The organism is Micromonospora sp. LH3U1 (assembly GCF_028475105.1).
GTDB lineage: Bacteria > Actinomycetota > Actinomycetes > Mycobacteriales > Micromonosporaceae > Micromonospora.
Genome location: NZ_CP116936.1, coordinates 4,051,660 through 4,067,892, shown reverse-complemented (window position 1 = coordinate 4,067,892; position 16,233 = coordinate 4,051,660). Strand labels below are relative to the sequence as shown.

Below are 16,233 nucleotides of genomic sequence, written 5' to 3'. Positions count from 1 at the left end.
TATCCTTGCCGTTATGGCAAACGAGGACACCGCCGCGCTGGCAGCAGTCGGCCCACGGCTGCGCGCCCTGCGCCACCAACGCGGGACCACGCTCACCCAGCTCGCCGAGCTGACCGGCATCTCGGTGAGCACCCTGTCCCGGCTGGAATCCGGCAGCCGCCGGCCCACCCTGGAGCTGCTGCTCCCACTGGCCCGGGCCTACCAGGTGGCGCTGGACGAACTGGTCGACGCCCCGGCCACCGGCGACCCTCGCGTACGCCCCAAACCGATCGTCATCCACGGCATCACGTTCCTGCCGCTGAGCCGCCGACCGGGCGGCCTACAGGCGTTCAAACAGATCTTCCCGCCGGACCCGTCCGCCGGGGAGCGAACCCCGCAGACCCACGAGGGGTACGAGTGGCTCTACGTGCTCTCCGGCCGGCTGCGCCTGCTGCTCGGCGACCGCGACCTGACGCTCAACCCGGGCGAGGTGGCCGAGTTCGACACCCGCATTCCGCACCTCGTCCTCAACCCCGGCCCCGGAACCGCTGAGGCCCTCAGCCTCTTCGGCCCGCAGGGGGAACGGCTACACGTCCGCGCCACAAGACCAGTGATCACCGGCGACGGGGGGTGATCAGTCCCGACTCGTACGCCCACACGACCAGTTGGGCGCGGTCGCGGCAGTGCAGCTTCGCCATCGCCCTGTTGACGTGTGTCTTCGCGGTCAACGGACTGATCACCATTCGCAGGGCGATCTCGTCGTTACCCAGCCCTCGGGCGACGAGTTCGACGATCTCCTGTTCGCGCGCGGTCAGCACCTCGCGTCCGGCCGCCGGCTCGGCCGGCGGGGGGCCGGCCACGAACTCGCTGATGAGCGTACGTGTGACGGCCGGGGCGAGTAGCGCGTCGCCGCGAGCCACGACGGCAATGGCCTGCAGCAGGTCGGCGGGATCGGCGTCCTTGAGGAGGAAACCGCTGGCGCCGGCGCGGAGTGCGGCGAACACGTAGGAGTCGAGCCCGTAGTTGGTGAGGATGAGGACGCGGACCGCGGCGAGGTCGGGATCAGCGGCGATGCGCCGGGTGGCTTCAATACCGTCGAGCCCTGGCATCTGGACGTCCATGAGCACGACGTCCGGGCGTAGGCGTCGCGACAGCTGGACAGCCGAGGTGCCGTCGGTGGCTTCGCCGACGACCTCCAGGTCGTCCTCGGCGTCGAGTAGTGCCCGGAATCCGGCCCGCATCAGAGCCTGGTCGTCGACGAGCAGGACTCGAATCATGCGGGGCCGTCCAACGGGAACGTCGCCCGTACCGTGAATCCGTGGTCGTCGCGGGCGGCGGCCCGCAGCGTGCCGCCCAGCCCGGTCACCCGTTCCCGCATGCCGCGCAGGCCCACGCCCGGCGTCGTCGTCCGGTCCGGCGACGCCTGGCCGTCGTCGGCGACCGAGACGGTCAGCTGCGCCGGGGCGTACTCGACGTGGATCCGCGCGGTGGCGGGACCGGCGTGGCGGGCCACGTTGGTCAGGGCCTCCTGGACGACGCGGTACCCGGCCTGGTCGACCTCGGTGGGTAGGTCCCGGGGCCGACCGGTGACGGTCACCTGCACCGGTACGCCGGCCGCCCGGGTCCGCTCGGCAAGCTCGTCCACCCGGGCCAGTCCGACGCGGTCTCCGTCGGTGGGGGAGCGGAGAACGTCGAGCGTCGTGCGCAGTTCCCGCATCGCGGCGCCGCTGGCCTCCTGGATCGCCAGCAACGTGGCCGACGGTTCCTCGCCGTGCTTGCGGGCCAGGTGCACGGCGATCCCGGCCTGGACCTTGATCACGGAGATGCTGTGGGTCAGCGAGTCGTGCAGGTCCCGGGCGATGCGCAGGCGCTCCTCCCCGGCACGACGCAACGCCATCTCCTCGCGGGTGCGTTCGGCCTCGATCGCGCGTTGTTCGACCTGTTCCAGGTACGCCCGACGCTGCCGGGCGACGAGCCCGGCGACGTTGGCCGCCACAAACCAGCCCAGCAGGAGGGCGGTCCGCTCGACGATCAGCTGGCCGGGCCGGTCGGCGGGCGCGACCGAGATGTCGCGGGCCAGGAAGCCGCCGAGGAAGACCAGACTGGCCAGGGCGGCGGCCGATCGGTGCCCTCGCCAGGCGGCGACGTACGCCACGCCGAGGACGGGGAACGCCGCGGACACCCCGGGGTGCACCCGGACGTGCAGGGCCAGCATGGCGGCGGTCACCACGGCCAACGCCACCGCCGGGTGACGCCGGCATACCGCCAGGGCCGCCGCCATGGCCAGGACCAGGAAGACGTCGACCGCTCGCACCGGAGCGGCGTCCGGCGCGAGCGCGGCGTTGCCGAGCAGGAGTCCACCGAGGGCGAGGCCGCTGAGGGCGTACGGCAGGTCGCGACGCATGGTCGCACTGTAGAACGGGCCGCCATCAGGGAGCATCCACCGCCTGCGGTAGGTGGGCGTACTGCGGACGCGGTATCGGCGGCCAGCCAAGTGCCTGCGGTGGCACGACGCTTTTCCGGCCCCTCGGGTCAAGCATCGAGCCCATGACATACCGCTTCTTCACCCCCGCTCCAGCGAATACGGCGACCGGTCTGACCGGTGAGGTCTACCGGCAGCTGAGAGACGAGTTCCTCGGGCCGGCGCCCACCTTCCAGGCGCTCGCGGCCGTGCCGGAGGTGCTGGCCGCGACCTGGGCGCTGATGCGCGAGGCCCTGCTCGCCGGGGACGTGTCCCGGGTCGACCGCGAGGTCGTCGCGTCGGCGGTGTCCCGGGCCAACCGCTGCCGGTTCTGTGTCGACGCCCACGTGATGCTGCTGCACGCGCTGGGTGAGCACGAGGTGGCCGAGGCCATTGCCCGTGGCGGGACGCCATCAGAGCCGAGGCACGCTGAGCTCGCTGCCTGGGCGGAGGCGAGCCGCAGCCCGATGGCCGCCGGCTGGACCAGTCGGTACGGCCCCGAGGTCACCGGCACCCTGCTCGTCTTCCACTTCATCAACCGGGTCGTCTCGGCGCTGCTCGACCCCGATCTGCTGCCCGGCGGCCTGCAACGCTCCCCGCTGGTGCGGTCGGTCGGGGGCCGGCTCTACGCCAGGACGGCTCGGGAGCCGAAGGAGCCCGGCCGCAGCCTCCCGCTGCTCGACGTCGGTGCGACGGAACCACCAGCCTGGGCGGGGGAGAGCCCGGTCGGCGCCGCGTACGCGGCCCTGAGGAACGCCGCCACCCAGGGCGGGGACCTGCTGGGCGACGTGGCGCGCCAGACCGTCACGGCAACAGTGCGCTGGGAGGACGGCCGCTACCCCGCCCGGCCCTCGGACTGGGCCGTCGACCTGGTCCGGGACGTACCCGGCACGGACCGGGTCGGGACCCGGATCGCGTTGCTGGCGGCGTTCGCGCCCGGCGCGATCAGCGTGGGCGACGTGGCCCTCTGGCGGCTCTCCCATCCAGCCGACGCCGACCTCGTGCGGCTCGTCGCGTACGGGGCGATCACGGCCACCGATCACGTCGCCCGGGCCCTGACCTCGGCGCACCTCTAGGAGGTCACCATGCGCAAGGCATTCGTCATCGTCAGCATCCTGTTGCTCGTCTCGTTCGTCCTGCAGTTCGTCTTCGCCGCCGTGGGCGGGTTCACGAAGCCCGCCGGCGACGGCGCGTACGCCCTGCACAGCGTCAACGGCATGGCGGTCATCCCCGTTCTCACAGTGCTCACCGCCCTGTTCGCCGCGCTGGCGAAGGCGCCGGGCCGGATCATCGGACTGGCGGTCCTGCCTATCGGGCTCGTCGTCGTGCAGGCGCTCATCGCCATGCTCGCGAACGCGTCCACCGACGCCGCCGGCGTCAGCACTCCGCTCGGCCTGACCATCGCCGGGCTGCACGCGGTCAACGGGATCGTGGCGGTGCACGTCGTGGTCGCCGTGGTGAGGGCAGCGCGACAGCTGGACCGACCGGAACTTGTCGCCGCCGCACCCGTGACCGTTCGCGAGGGGGAGCCGGCGTGACCACCGGCTCGCTGCTCGCGGCCGACCTCGTGATCGCGCTCCTGGCTGCCGCCGGATGGCTGGGCGGTGGCGCGGCGTCCGCCGCTCGGCGTCGCCCGCTCGCGCTGGGGCTGGCGGCCTTCGCGCTGCTCGCCACGCTCGCCCGCGCCGTCACGATCACCGCGCTCGCCCGCGCCGGCTGGTTGTTCGCGGCGGAGAAGGTCCTCATCGCCGCCCCACTGTCGCTCGCGGCGGTGGCCGTCGCCGGGCGCGGTTGCTGCGGGCGCGGGCGACATCCGGTCCGTCGCGGTCCCGCTCCTCTTCGCCGGGTACGCGCAGAGCAGCGCCCTGCTCGTGACGCTCCTGCACGGCTATCCGGCGTCGGCGGGCGTGGGACTGCTGGCGGTCGCCGGGGTGCTGGCGGCAACCGCGGTCTCGTGGCGCGCCCTCGGCGCGCGCCCGTCCCGGACGGTGTCCCGGGCAGCCCTCGCGGTGGCGGTCGCGGCGCTGGTGACCGGAACCGGGTTGGTCGTCGCCCCGGCCGCCGCGCCCGGCGTACCCCATGATCATGAATATGGGGATGCGCGGACCGTCGGCGAACCGACCAGGCGGTTCACCCTGACGGCCGGGACCGCCACGGTGCGGGCGGGCGGCCGGGACGTCGCGGCGTGGGCGTTCAACGCGCAGGTCCCCGGGCCGGAGCTGACGGCCACCGTCGGCGACGTCATCGAGGCGACCATGCGCAACCGGGACATCGCCAAGGGCGTCACGCTGCACTGGCACGGGTACGACGTGCCGAACAGCCAGGACGGGGTGCCCGGAGTGACCCAGGCGGCGGTTCGGCCCGGGCAGGAGTTCGTCTACCGGTTCCGTGCCGATCAGGTCGGCACGTACTGGTACCACACGCATTCGGTCTCCGACGTCGGCGTGCGGATGGGCCTCTACGGTGTCCTGGTGGTGCGCCCGACGCCGGTGACCGGCGTCGACGTCACCGTGCCGGTGCACACCCTGGCCGGTGTCGCGCTACCCGAGCCGAGAACGGAGCCGGTCGAGGCGGGGGTGCCCGTGCGGCTGAGGCTGATCAACACCGACAGCACGACGCACCGGTACGGGCTGGCCGGCACTCCGTTCCGGGTCTCCGCGATCGACGGATCCGACCTGCACGGCCCGACCCCGCTCGTGGACACTGCCGTGCTGATCCCGGCTGGGGGACGCTACGACCTGGTGTTCACCGCGCCCGCCACGCCGGTCGCCCTGTTCGTCGATGGTCGGGCCGTCTACTCGACCGGACCGGTGTCGGCGGCGACCACCGCCTGGCCGGTGTTGGATCCGCTCACCTACGGTGGCCCTTCTGCGATGCCGTGGTCCCGGTTCGACCGGGAGTTCACCCTCGTTCTCGACCGCGGCCTGGACCTGCGTGGACTGCTCCCGCGATACGCCCACACCGTCAACGGCGCGGCCGACCCGGACATCCCACCGCAGGTCGTACGCCTCGGTGACACCGTGACGTTCACGATCGTGAACCGGTCCCAGATCGTGCACCCGTGGCATCTGCACGGCCATCACGTCCTGGTGCTGTCCCGCAACGACCGGCGGGCGACGGGCAGTCCGTTGTGGTTGGACTCGTTCGACGTACGCCCCGGCGACGTGTGGGAGGTGGCGTTCCGGGCCGACAACCCAGGTATGTGGGCCAACCACTGCCACAACCTGGCGCACGCCGAAGCCGGGATGACGCTGCACCTGATGTACTCGTGAGGGAGCCTCCGGCGCGATGCCGGAGGCTCCCTGGTGTGCCCGGTCAGTTGAGGGCGTAGATCTCCGCGGCGGTGGTCCACGGGTTGCCGCTGACCTCGCTCAGGGCACGCAGCCGCAGGTACTGCCCGGTCTTCGCGGTGAACCGGACCTCCTTCTGGCTGGCGTTGTTGGCGAAGGTGCCGGTGGCCACGGCCGTTCCCCAGGTGACGCCGTCAGTGCTGACATAGACCTCGTACTGGCCGATGCGCCCGTTGGCGGCGCCGCCGCCGCTGTCCTGCCGGGGCAGGTAGCGGATTCCGGAGACGGAGTAGCTCGCCCCGAGATTGATCTGGATCTCGTGGGGCATCGGGGCGTTGCCGCCGGTGTACTTGGTGTGCCAGATCGTGCTGACATTGCCGTCGAAGGCGTTGGTGGCCGCCCCGTTCTCGGCGGCGGTCTCCTGGCTGTCCGTGTACTTCAGCGACCAGCCGGTCCGGGGGATGACGCCGGCGCTGGGCACGCAGACCGTGCTCAGCTGGTGTGCGCCCCGGTCGGGACGGCATCCCTGGGTGACGGCGCCGCCGAAGTAGTCGCGGCTGCCCGGGGTGGTCATGACCTGGCCGCTGGCCAGCGCCGGGGAGCCGGCGCGGAGCCGGTAGCCACCGGCGTTGCTGATCGAGGTGGCGGTGCCCGGCGAGACGAACAGCGGATCGGCGGTGATCTTGTTCGGGTCGGTGGGCTCGCCGGCCGGGTGCTGGCCGTAGAACACGTTGGAGTCGAACAGCAGAGCCCCGGCGTTGTAGCTGGCCTGGGTCGTGGTCACGTAGAAGATGTTGTTGTAGAACTCGACATTGGCACCAGCCGAGCCGTTGGCGTTGTTGATGATCTGGGCTGCCTCACCCACGTAGAAGACGTTGTTGTAGATCTTCGTGTTGGTGAGCTTCCCGCAGACGAGGTCGAAGATCTGGCCGCGGTCGTTCTGGCTGATGTTGTAGCGCACGATGTTGTCCCGGGTGGTCGAACCCCCACCGTTGCAGAGCAGGATGAAGCCGCCCTCGTTGTCGTGGCTGTAGTTGTACTGGTAGATGGTGCGGATGTTGCCCTCGTCCAGGTCGAAGCCCTGCCCGTCACAGGTGCTACGCCCGCCGCTGACCTCGTTGAACTGGAACAGGGCGTCGTTGATGTTCCAGCCCCAGATGCCGGCGGCGCACTGCGCGGGCTCGCGGACCCGGAAGCCGTCGACCCGGTTGTTCTCGACCAGGGCGCTCTGCGTGTGGTGCACGTCGATGGCGTCGCCGCCGATGTCGGTGACCGTGTTGCCGCGTACGACGACCCGGGTCTGCGGAAGCCAGTTTCCGCAGGTGGAGCCGCAGTTGGGGTTGGCCAGCTCCGGCCGGACCATCCAGCGGGTCCAGAAGTGGATGCCGTAGCGGTCGACGGTGGCGATCGTGTTGTTGTTGATCAACACGTCGTCGAACTTCGTCTGCGTGGTGTAGCCGAGGACCTCGAAGAAGATGCCGGCGCTGGCGTCGTCGTCCTTCTTGGTCTGGTTGCCGTTGACGTCGTGGACGTTGAGCCCGGTCACCCGGTAGTAGGTGCCGGTGCCGGAGTTCTCGCGGATGATGTGCACGCCACGGCGGGTGGCGGCCGCAGACCCCTTGTTGGAGATGTCCAGGTTGCGGATCTCCCAGTACTGCTGGTTGTAGAGCTTGACCACGTCGACGACAGCGCCGTTGCCGGCCAGCACCGGCTTGGCGCCGCTGCCGTACGCGTCGATGATGATCGGTGCGCCGGCCGTGCCGGATCCCTTGGGGAAGAGTTCCTGGTTGGCGCAGGTCGTGCCGCGCCGGATCAGGATCTGATCGCCGGCCGCGAACGTCTTGGCGTTCACGGGCGCGAAGCTGTTCCAGGGGCTGGCCTGGGTGCCGCTTCCCTGCGAGCTCGCGGAGCAGTCGACGTAGTAGTTCGTTGCGGCTGCCGCGGCGGGGGGCGCGGCGACCAGTATTGCGGTGGCTAGCGTGGTCAAAGCCACCAACGAGGACCTGAACAGGCGCATCGAAAGTCCTAACCGTGGGGGTGTGGGGGAGTCCTTGCAATCTCGTGGAGCTGTCGTGTTCGTACGACCGGGGGACGGATCGCCGGATGACGGCCCCGGTGGACCGCGGGCTCGTCGGCCGTCGCCGGGCCGACTCATCGGAATTTCCGGTTGTAGTCCGCGAGAAGACCGATCAGGACGGCGAGCGCCACGAGCATGATCGCGAGACTGCCCCACCCGACCGTGGGCCGGATGACCACCACGGTGACGACGCAGGCGAGCGCGATCAGCAGCCGGGCGACGACCACCAGAGTGGTACGCGTCGATTCCTTCATGACATCCCTTTCTCGGGCCTCAGCCCTTCACGCCGCCGGCGGCCATGCCCTGGATCAGGCGACGCTGGATCAGCGCGTACAGGAGGAGCACCGGCACGATGACGATGACCATGCCGGCGTAGAGCCGCCCGGGGTCCGCGGCTGCCTTCTGCGCGGCCATCAGGTTGAGCAGGCCGACCTGCAACGTCTTGCCCTCGCCGGGCAGCAGCGTCAGTGCGATGACGAAGTCGTTCCAGTACGCCAGGAAGTTGAACAGGATCACCGTGGTGACCGCCGGCCGGGCCATCGGCAGCATCACCCGCGTCATGATCCGGAACCGGGATGCCCCGTCCAGCAGCGCCGCCTCCTCGAATTCCCCCGGAATCGACCGGAAGTACGCGGTCAGCAGATAGATCGTGAACGGGATCGAGGTCGCCGCGTAGACCAGCGAGAGCATCGCCGGGTTGTCGAGGAAGAATCCGTCCGGGAACACGTCGACCAGCGCGCGGTCCCAGTCGACCAGCATCAGGAAGATCGGCACCACGATGTAGTTGACGTTGACGAACAGCCCGGCCAGCAGCGCCACCTCGACGATGCTCTTGCCGCGAAACTCGTACCGGGCGACGACGTAGGCCGCCGGCACCGAGACCGCCAGCACGAAGACCAGGCCAAGGAGTGTGACGAGCACCGACGTGGCGAAGTAGCGGCCCATGTGCGCGCCGCCGAACGCGTCGACGTAGTTCTGCAGGTGCAGGCCTTCGGGCAGGGTCCAGGGGCTGCCGAAGAACTCGCTCTTGCGCTTGAGCGAGGCCACCAGCACCCAGCCGACCGGGATCACGATGAGCAGCGTGATCACACCGACGAGCAGATGGGTGAGGCCGCGGCCGGGCCGCGAACCGGACTTGTTGATCGTGGTCATGGGACTGTCCTCTAGAACTGGAGGGGCTCACGCCGGGTCGCGCGGCTCACCAGGAGCGACACGAGGAACGAGAAAGCGAAGATCACGACGCCGATGGCCATGCCGTAGCCGTAGGCCGAGTTCGTGTACGCCTGCTTGTACATGTAGCTGAGCAGCACCTCGGAGGCGCCGTCCGGACCGCCACCGGTCATCGCCCGAACCAGCACGAAGCTGAGGTTGACCGAACTGAGGATGAAGAAGGTCAGCGTCGTCCGCAGGTTCTGCCAGATCAGCGGCAGCGTGACGGCGAAGAACTGCCGGCCGGCCGAGGCGCCGTCGAGCGCGGAGGCCTCGTACAACTCCTCCGGGATGCTCGCCATGCTCGACATGTAGATGACCATGTAGTAGCCGAGCGACTGCCACAGCATCGCGATCGCGACCGAGTAGAGCACCAGCTTCTGGTCACCCAGCCAGACCTGCTGCAGTCCGTCCAGCGAGAGCAGCCGGAGTGTGCCGTTGAGCAGGCCATTCTCCTGGTCGTAGACGGCCGAGAAGATGGCCGCGATGACCACGACCGAGAGCACGTTCGGGATGTAGAGCACGAACCGGTAGAAGGTGTGGCCACGCAGCTGCTGCCGGGTCATGACGGCCGCGAGGAACAGGCCCATCCCCATCGTCACCACGGTCACGACCACGAGCAGCGCGACGGTGTTCTGAAACGCGCGCAGGAACTGCTCGTCGTCGAGGAGCTTGGTGAAGTTGTCCAGGCCGACGAACTTCATCTGCGCCGAGAAGCCGCTCCAGGTGTAGAGCGACATCCGGAACACGCTGATGGTCGGCCAGATCATGAACAGTGCGAACAGTGCCAGCGCCGGGAGCAGGCAGGCGGCGACGAACCGACCGTCGCCGCGCCGGCCGCGTGCGGCGGGACCGCGCGCCGATGCCGGGAATCGGCTGGGCGCACGCTTGCTGGCGCCCGGGGGTGATGGAGTGAGGGTCGTCGTCACCGTGACCAGTCCTTGGCTCTCGCGGGGGAGGGGATCGGCGGCAGCCCGGAACCGGGCTGCCGCCGGGGCGTCACTTGCCCGCTTGGCGCAGCTTCTCGCTGGCGTCGTTCAGCGCGGTCTGCCACTGGTCCACGGTCTTGTCGCCGCTGATGATGCTGTTCGCGGTGTCGAAGAGCGTCCCCTTGATGTTCACGCCCTCGACCGGCGCGGTGCTGGCGAAGCCGCCGACCAGGGCGGTGACGCTCGGGTCCTCGTAGAGCTTGTAGAAGTCGGTGATCTCGGCGGGCAGCGTCGAGGCGATGCCCTTGACCGGCTGGATCGCGTTGGACTTGGCGAAGATGCTGGTGGCCTCGTCGGAGTAGAGGTACGCGACGAAGTCCTTCGCGGCGTCCTTGTTCTGGGCACCGCTCGGAACCCAGGCCGACTCGACGATGGTGGTCAGGTAGCGCTTGCCACCCGCGGTGACCGCCGGCAGCGGAGCCATCGCCCACTCGAACCCGTTGGCGCGCGGCGCGTCCTTCATCTCACCGACGACCCACGTGCCGTTCGGCATGAACAGCGTCTTGTTGTCGAGGATCGACTGCTGGTTCTTGGTGAAGTCCTGCTCGTTCGCGTACCCGACGGTGGTCTTCGACGCGTAGCTCAGCAGCCTGGTGGTGACGTCCAGGACCTGGCGGGCCTGCGCGGTCTTCCAGACGCCCTCGGAGTAGGTCATCACGTCCTTGTAGAACTGGTCACCGCCCACGTCGCCGAGCAGTGCGAAGAAGTACGAATCGAGGTAGCCCGCGGTCGGGTAGGTGAACAGCGCGATGCCCTCGGCCTTGGCGGTGTCACCGAGCTTGAACATCTCGTCCCAGTTGGTCGGGACCTGCCAGCCCTTCTGCGCGAAGAGGTTCTTGTTGTAGACCAGGCCGGTCGGCGCGTAGAACATCGGCATCAGGTAGGTCTTGTCGTCGTTGTACGGGTTCGTGCTGAGGTTGCCGACGATCCCGTCGGCGAGTTTGGCCCGCACCGTGGTCTGCTCGCCCGGCACGGTCATGTCCAGGACACCGGTGAGGTCCTCCAGCGCCTTGTCCTTGACCAGCGTCTCGGCGAGCGCGGCCTTGCGGCCCTGAGGCAGCACCACGACGTCGGGGAACTTGCCGGCCTTCATGTTCGGGCTGATCTCGTCCTCGAGGGTCTTCGAGAGCTGCAGCTGCACGTCCACATCGGGGTGCTTCGCCTTGTACGCCTCGACGACCTGGACGTACATGTCCCGGCCGTAGCCGCCCTCGAAGGCCGCGATCTTCAGAGTCTTCTTGCCGTCAGCGTCGTCGTCGCCCCCGGAGCAGCCTGTGAGCAGGCTGAGCGACGTCGCGACGGCGACCGCTAGGACGATGGGTTTTCTCAACATGGGGTGGTCCTCCATGGGCGGTGCGCACATCTGTGCGGAAGTTAGCGGCGTGCACGGGGCGTGGTCCGCTAGATCGCTGGGCGGGCCGCGCGTTGTTACTGTGGCACCCGTAACATGAGTCGTCAAGAACGATATGTCGATGGCGCGAGCGGTCAGCGGGACCGTGGCGCCGCAGTCGACTCCCTGACGATGAGGCTCGCGTGCGTCAGCGATTCGCCCTCGGGATCGGTGCCGAGCAGGAGTGCGACGGCAGCCGCCCCGGAGCGGTAGAAGTCCTGCCGAACGGTGGTGAGCGGCGGGTGGCAGTACGCCGCCAGCTCGATGTCGTCCACGCTCACGATCGACACGTCCTGCGGCACCGACCGCCCGCGCTCCCGCAACGCCTTGATCAGGCCGAACGCCATCTCGTCGCTGGCCACGAAGACGGCGCTGACCTCGGGAATCATCGCGAGGATCTGTCCCTGGCGGTAGCCCGACTCGGGCGACCAGTCGCCCTCCAGCGCTGGCGGCGCATCGATCCCGGCGGCCGCCAGGCACTCCTGCCAGCCTTGCCGGCGCTGCCGTGCCTCGATCCACTCGTCCGGCCCGGCCACGTGCCACACCTGGCGGTGCCCCGAGTCCAGCAGGTGTTGGGTGGCCGTGCGCCCCGCCTCGTGCTGGTCGATGCCCAGCACCCGCGCCCCGGTGGTGCGGGAACCATCCACCGTGACGGTGGGGATGTCCCGCGTGATGTCCTCCATCCGCTGGGTCACGGAGATCAGCGGGACCGCGATGATGATGCCGTCGACGCCCTGGTCAGAGAGCTTGAGAAGGGATTTCTCCATCAGCGCGGTGTCCAGCTCGGCGATGGTCGCGATGCTCACCGAGTAACCCGCCTGACCGGCCGCCGCCTCCACCCCGGCGGTCACCGCCGAGCGCGAGTAGTAGCCGCCGGCCTGCAACAGGACCAGGCCGAGCGTGAAGCTCCGTCCCGAGGACAGCAGCCGGGGAGCCCCGTTGTACCGGTATCTGAGCTGCTCGACGGCGTTGAGCACGCGACGTCGGGTCTCCGCGTTGACGTTCGGCGAGTCGCGCAGCGTACGCGAGACCGTCTGCGCCGATACACCGGCGGCGCGTGCCACGTCAGCCATGCTCGGCTGCCTGCCACGCATTGTCGCCTCGGTCATCCGTCCCCGCCCTCCTGAGAACCCGGTACGGCGGCATCCTAGCGCCATTGTTACGGATGGCACGGGTAACATAAGCTTCCGCCATGATCGAGACGACCCGGCCGGGCAGCACAGTGACATCGTCGACCCGGCCATCGCCCGCGCTCGGCTGGAGCGACCGCCAGCTCTACCGGCACGGCGTCCCACACCGCATCCTCTCCGGCTCCCTGCACTACTTCCGGGTCCACCCGGAGCTGTGGCGCGACCGGATTCGGCGGCTGGCCGACCTCGGTCTCAACACCCTCGACACCTACGTGCCCTGGAACTTCCACCAGCCGCACGCGGACCGCGCACCTCGCTTCGACGGCTGGCGCGACATCGAGGCGTTCATCGCACTCGCCGGCGAAGAGGGCCTCGACGTCGTCCTGCGGCCCGGCCCGTACATCTGCGCGGAGTGGTCGAATGGTGGCCTGCCAGCCTGGCTCACCGCCCGCGACGTGGTCCTGCGCAGCTCCGACCCGGCGTTCACCGGGCCGGTCGAGCGTTGGTTCGACGAGCTGATCCCCCGTATCGCGCAGCAGCAGACGCATGCCGGCGGGCCGGTCGTGGCGGTACAGGTCGAGAACGAGTACGGCAGCTACGGCGACGACGAGGCATACCTGCACTGGAATCGCTCAGCCCTGGTCGATCGCGGCATCACCGAGCTGCTCTTCACCGCCGACGGACCGACCGAACTGATGCACGACGCGGGTACGGTGCCCGGAACGCTTGCCGCGGCCACCCTCGGCTCGAAGCCCGAGGCCGCGCGGACCCTGTTCGCCCAGCGCCGGCCCGACGAACCGTTCGTGGTCGCCGAGTACTGGAACGGCTGGTTCGACCACTGGGGCGAGCGGCACCACGTCCGCGGCGTGGACAGCGCCGTACGCACTCTCGACGCCATCATCGTCGAGGGCGGAAGCGTCAGCCTCTACATGGCGCACGGCGGCACCAACTTCGGGCTGTGGGCCGGCGCCAACGTGGACCGGGGCCGGCTGCAATCCACCATCACCAGCTACGACTCGGACGCACCGATCGCCGAGGACGGCACACTCACCGCCAAGTTCCACGCCATGCGCGCGGCACTCGGCGCGACCGGGCCGCTGCGGGTATCCGAACGGATGCCGGTGCTCCCGCCGGCGCAGGTGCCGTTGACCCACCGCGCCGACCTGATCGCCGGTCTGCGCGCCGTGCCGGCGCCGGAGTCGACCGCTCCACGGCCGGCCACCTTCGAGCAGCTCGGTCTGGACGCCGGGATGGTGCTGCTCACCGCCCACCCGAGGATCCCCACGGGCGACCACACCATCATCCTGACCGACGTACGCGACCGGGCGGTCGTCCTCGCCGACGGCGTACCGATCGGCGTGGCCGACGCCGAGCACCCGGAGCTACCGATCCGCGGCACCGGAGCGGTCGTGCGCCTCGAGGTCCTGGTGGAGAACCTCGGCCGCATCAACTACGGCCCGCTGGTCGGGCAGCACAAGGGCCTGCTCGGACCGGTGCTCGTCGATCGCAGGATCGTGCACGGCTGGACCAGCAGCCCGATCGTGCTGGCCGAGTGGACACCGGACGACCTGCGCCTCGCGACCAGTGCCGGACCGGCCAGCACCGGCGCGGGCTTCGCGGTCGCGACCGTGCACATCGACAAACCGGCCGACACCTTCCTGGCCCTACCCGGCTCGGTGCACGGCCTGGTCTGGGTCAACGGATTCCTGCTCGGCCGCTACTGGGACATTGGCCCGCAGGTGACCCTCTACTGCCCCGCACCACTGCTGCACACCGGCGAGAACACCGTCGTCGTGCTGGAGACCGACCGGCTCGGCCCGGTCCTGGAGCTGCGCGACCAGCCTGAGCTGGGCCCCACCGAGGAATACGTCGAGGAGTTCGACTGACCACTGGCAGACGACCAGCGGGCGTACGGCGCCGGACTGACGGTTCGCCGGACAGGCGTGATGAGCGACAGTGCGACCGGGCCCCGGTCGTCCGCCGTGCGGGCGGTCGTCCGGGGCCCGATAGGCCGGTCAGGCGCGCTTGCGGCGACGCTTCAGCAGGAGGAATCCCGCGCCGGCCGCCAGGAGGGCGGCACCGCCGCCGACGGCGAGCGGCAAGGTGGTCGAGCGGCCGCCAGTGGCGGTGAGCTCCCCGGAGCCGAACTCGGTGACCGGCTCGGAGCCGTCGGTCACGGCTTCGGTGTCGGTGCTGGCGCTGGGGGTGGGGGTGGCGGCGCTGGGCGTCGGGGTCGCGGACTTCGAGGGGGTCGCGTCGATGGCAGAGAGCGAATCGCCGTTGAGCGCGACCTTGACCTTGGCCTGGCCGCCGCCGGAGGAGACGACGGCGACGGACACCTTGTTCGCCTTGTCGGTCAGCTTCTTGATCGCGTCGGTGTTGCTCGGTGCGTCGTTGGCGGCCGTCTTGTTCTCCACCGTGGTGTCGATGAGTGACGAGGCGCCGTAGGAACCCTTGGGAACGCGGTAGGCGTGTACGCCCTCGATCTTCGCGTCCAGGGTGCCCGCCGCGTGGCGGTACTCGATGACGAGCCGGTCGCCGCCCAATGCGATGTCCAGGGCGCGGGTTCCGCTGCCCTTGCCGTGCAGGGAACGCAGCGTGTAGACCCCCGACTTGGTGACCTTGAGAGACGCCCCGCCGGGGAGCCATCCGGCGCGGATCAGTTCGGGCGCGGAGAAGCCGGACGCCCGATAGCCGGCGCCCATGATGCTCTTGTAGCTGCTGCCGTCCGACTTGCAGGAACCCAGGTCGCCGCCGGTGCACAGGAATCGACCCTGGTGCCCGAAGCCCAGGTTGTGCCCTAGTTCGTGGCCGACGACGTCGATGCCACTGGCGGTGCCGTACAGGTTGATCCAGGTGGTCGGGCCGGGCATGGTCGCGAGGCCGGCCCAGGGGCAGTTCGTCTTTTGCGCCGGGAAGACGATCGAGAGGCTTTCGTAGTCCTTGCCCGCGACCAGGCCCCGCTTGGTGAGTTCCTCCCGGGTCATCTGATTGATCTTGCCCTGCGGGCAGCCGGCGGCGCTCAGATTCAGCTTGATCGGGCCGAGGAACTGCTCCTTGACGGCGGGCACCACCGTGTACTGCCCGCGCGACACCTCGGACAGGTACGACGCGGCCGAGTCGCTCTTCGCCCCGAAGTAGGTGTCCGGCGTGGACGCCTTCACCTTGTCCGGGAACTGGAAGGACGCGTCGCTGAATTCCACCAGGACGGGGAGGATCTTCCTCTTCACCGGTGCGGCGGCCGCGGGGGTGCCGGGGAGTGTGGCGGTGGCCAGCACGGCGATGCCTGTGGCCAGAGCGATACGGCCGAGGGCAGACAGCTTCATGGGGTCCTATTCCTTCAAGGGGGATGCCGGGCGGCCAGGGACGCCGATGTCCGTGGCGGTACGACGGGGTTCGGCAGCGTCGGGCCGCGCCAGCCCGGCGGAGCTGAAGCGGCTGATGACGAGGGAGTCCTGCCGGTCTCGTCCAGGTTCGCGATGGAGCCGTGGCCGCAGGTGGGGCCGGGCAGGCCGCCCGAGCTGGACCAGTGGACTAGGGCCGAGCAGCGAAGAGGACGACTGGGAGGAAAAGAGTCAGGAACAGCCGAAGCTGTCGCATGCACCACATCCGATGACATCGTATGTCCGATGTCGTACGACCGTAGAGCGCATCGATGTGTCCGTCAAGTGCGGTAGTCGGTGATCGCCCACGAGCTCTTCGACAACA

The 16,233-nt window shown here is 69.5% G+C and carries 14 protein-coding genes; 5 read left to right on the top strand and 9 right to left on the bottom strand.

Going from position 1 to position 16,233, the window contains the following annotated elements; all coding sequences use genetic code 11:
- Positions 1 to 13: 13 nt before the first annotated feature.
- Positions 14 to 613: a helix-turn-helix domain-containing protein gene (locus PCA76_RS18685; protein WP_272611722.1), complete on the top strand. Its 600-nt coding sequence runs from the start codon at positions 14 to 16 to the stop codon at positions 611 to 613.
- Here the strand turns inward: PCA76_RS18685 and PCA76_RS18680 are convergent.
- The gene (locus PCA76_RS18680) at positions 594 to 1,256 is read right to left on the bottom strand and encodes a response regulator (RefSeq protein ID WP_272611721.1); all 663 of its coding nucleotides are present in this window, start codon (positions 1,254 to 1,256) and stop codon (positions 594 to 596) included. The genes PCA76_RS18685 and PCA76_RS18680 overlap by 20 nt on opposite strands.
- Entirely contained in the window at positions 1,253 to 2,383 is a 1,131-nt protein-coding gene (locus tag PCA76_RS18675) for a sensor histidine kinase (protein WP_272611720.1), read from the bottom strand. The genes PCA76_RS18680 and PCA76_RS18675 overlap by 4 nt, the downstream gene beginning before the upstream one ends.
- Before the next feature lie 143 nt (positions 2,384 to 2,526).
- On the opposite strand from PCA76_RS18675, the gene PCA76_RS18670 reads away from it, so the two are divergent.
- From PCA76_RS18670 to PCA76_RS18660, 3 genes are all read left to right on the top strand, one after another.
- Positions 2,527 to 3,516: a carboxymuconolactone decarboxylase family protein gene (locus PCA76_RS18670; RefSeq protein WP_272611719.1), complete on the top strand. Its 990-nt coding sequence runs from the start codon at positions 2,527 to 2,529 to the stop codon at positions 3,514 to 3,516.
- Between the two features lie 9 nt (positions 3,517 to 3,525).
- Positions 3,526 to 3,978 carry a DUF6220 domain-containing protein gene (locus PCA76_RS18665; RefSeq protein ID WP_272611718.1) on the top strand — a complete coding sequence of 151 codons (453 nt, stop codon included), beginning with the start codon at positions 3,526 to 3,528 and terminating at the stop codon, positions 3,976 to 3,978.
- Positions 3,979 to 4,311: 333 nt separating this feature from the next.
- On the top strand, positions 4,312 to 5,712 hold the full coding sequence (locus PCA76_RS18660; RefSeq protein ID WP_272611717.1) for a multicopper oxidase family protein: 1,401 nt from the start codon (positions 4,312 to 4,314) through the stop codon (positions 5,710 to 5,712).
- Positions 5,713 to 5,755: 43 nt separating this feature from the next.
- Here the strand turns inward: PCA76_RS18660 and PCA76_RS18655 are convergent, their stop codons facing one another.
- The 6 genes from PCA76_RS18655 to PCA76_RS18630 form a co-directional block, all read right to left on the bottom strand.
- Positions 5,756 to 7,723, bottom strand: coding sequence for a discoidin domain-containing protein (locus PCA76_RS18655; RefSeq protein WP_272611716.1), 1,968 nt, complete (start codon positions 7,721 to 7,723; stop codon positions 5,756 to 5,758).
- A 158-nt stretch (positions 7,724 to 7,881) separates the two neighbouring features.
- Positions 7,882 to 8,061, bottom strand: a complete 180-nt coding sequence (locus PCA76_RS18650) for a DUF6903 family protein (RefSeq protein ID WP_272611715.1) — start codon at positions 8,059 to 8,061, stop codon at positions 7,882 to 7,884.
- Between the two features lie 19 nt (positions 8,062 to 8,080).
- Positions 8,081 to 8,959: a carbohydrate ABC transporter permease gene (locus PCA76_RS18645; RefSeq protein WP_272611714.1), complete on the bottom strand. Its 879-nt coding sequence runs from the start codon at positions 8,957 to 8,959 to the stop codon at positions 8,081 to 8,083.
- Positions 8,960 to 8,970: 11 nt separating this feature from the next.
- Positions 8,971 to 9,945 (bottom strand): carbohydrate ABC transporter permease, encoded by a 975-nt coding sequence (locus PCA76_RS18640; RefSeq protein ID WP_272611713.1) that lies wholly within the window; start codon positions 9,943 to 9,945, stop codon positions 8,971 to 8,973.
- Positions 9,946 to 10,015: 70 nt separating this feature from the next.
- Positions 10,016 to 11,338 (bottom strand): carbohydrate ABC transporter substrate-binding protein, encoded by a 1,323-nt coding sequence (locus PCA76_RS18635; protein WP_272611712.1) that lies wholly within the window; start codon positions 11,336 to 11,338, stop codon positions 10,016 to 10,018.
- Between the two features lie 152 nt (positions 11,339 to 11,490).
- The gene (locus PCA76_RS18630) at positions 11,491 to 12,468 is read right to left on the bottom strand and encodes a LacI family DNA-binding transcriptional regulator (RefSeq protein ID WP_272611711.1); all 978 of its coding nucleotides are present in this window, start codon (positions 12,466 to 12,468) and stop codon (positions 11,491 to 11,493) included.
- 119 nt (positions 12,469 to 12,587) lie between these two features.
- Here PCA76_RS18630 and PCA76_RS18625 point away from each other — a divergent pair, with 119 nt between their 5' ends.
- On the top strand, positions 12,588 to 14,411 hold the full coding sequence (locus PCA76_RS18625) for a glycoside hydrolase family 35 protein (RefSeq protein ID WP_272611710.1): 1,824 nt from the start codon (positions 12,588 to 12,590) through the stop codon (positions 14,409 to 14,411).
- A 129-nt stretch (positions 14,412 to 14,540) separates the two neighbouring features.
- On the opposite strand, the gene PCA76_RS18620 is transcribed toward PCA76_RS18625, so the two are convergent.
- Complete coding sequence (locus PCA76_RS18620; protein ID WP_272611709.1) at positions 14,541 to 15,851, bottom strand: LPXTG cell wall anchor domain-containing protein; 1,311 nt, start codon at positions 15,849 to 15,851, stop codon at positions 14,541 to 14,543.
- Between the last annotated feature and the right edge of the window lie 382 nt (positions 15,852 to 16,233).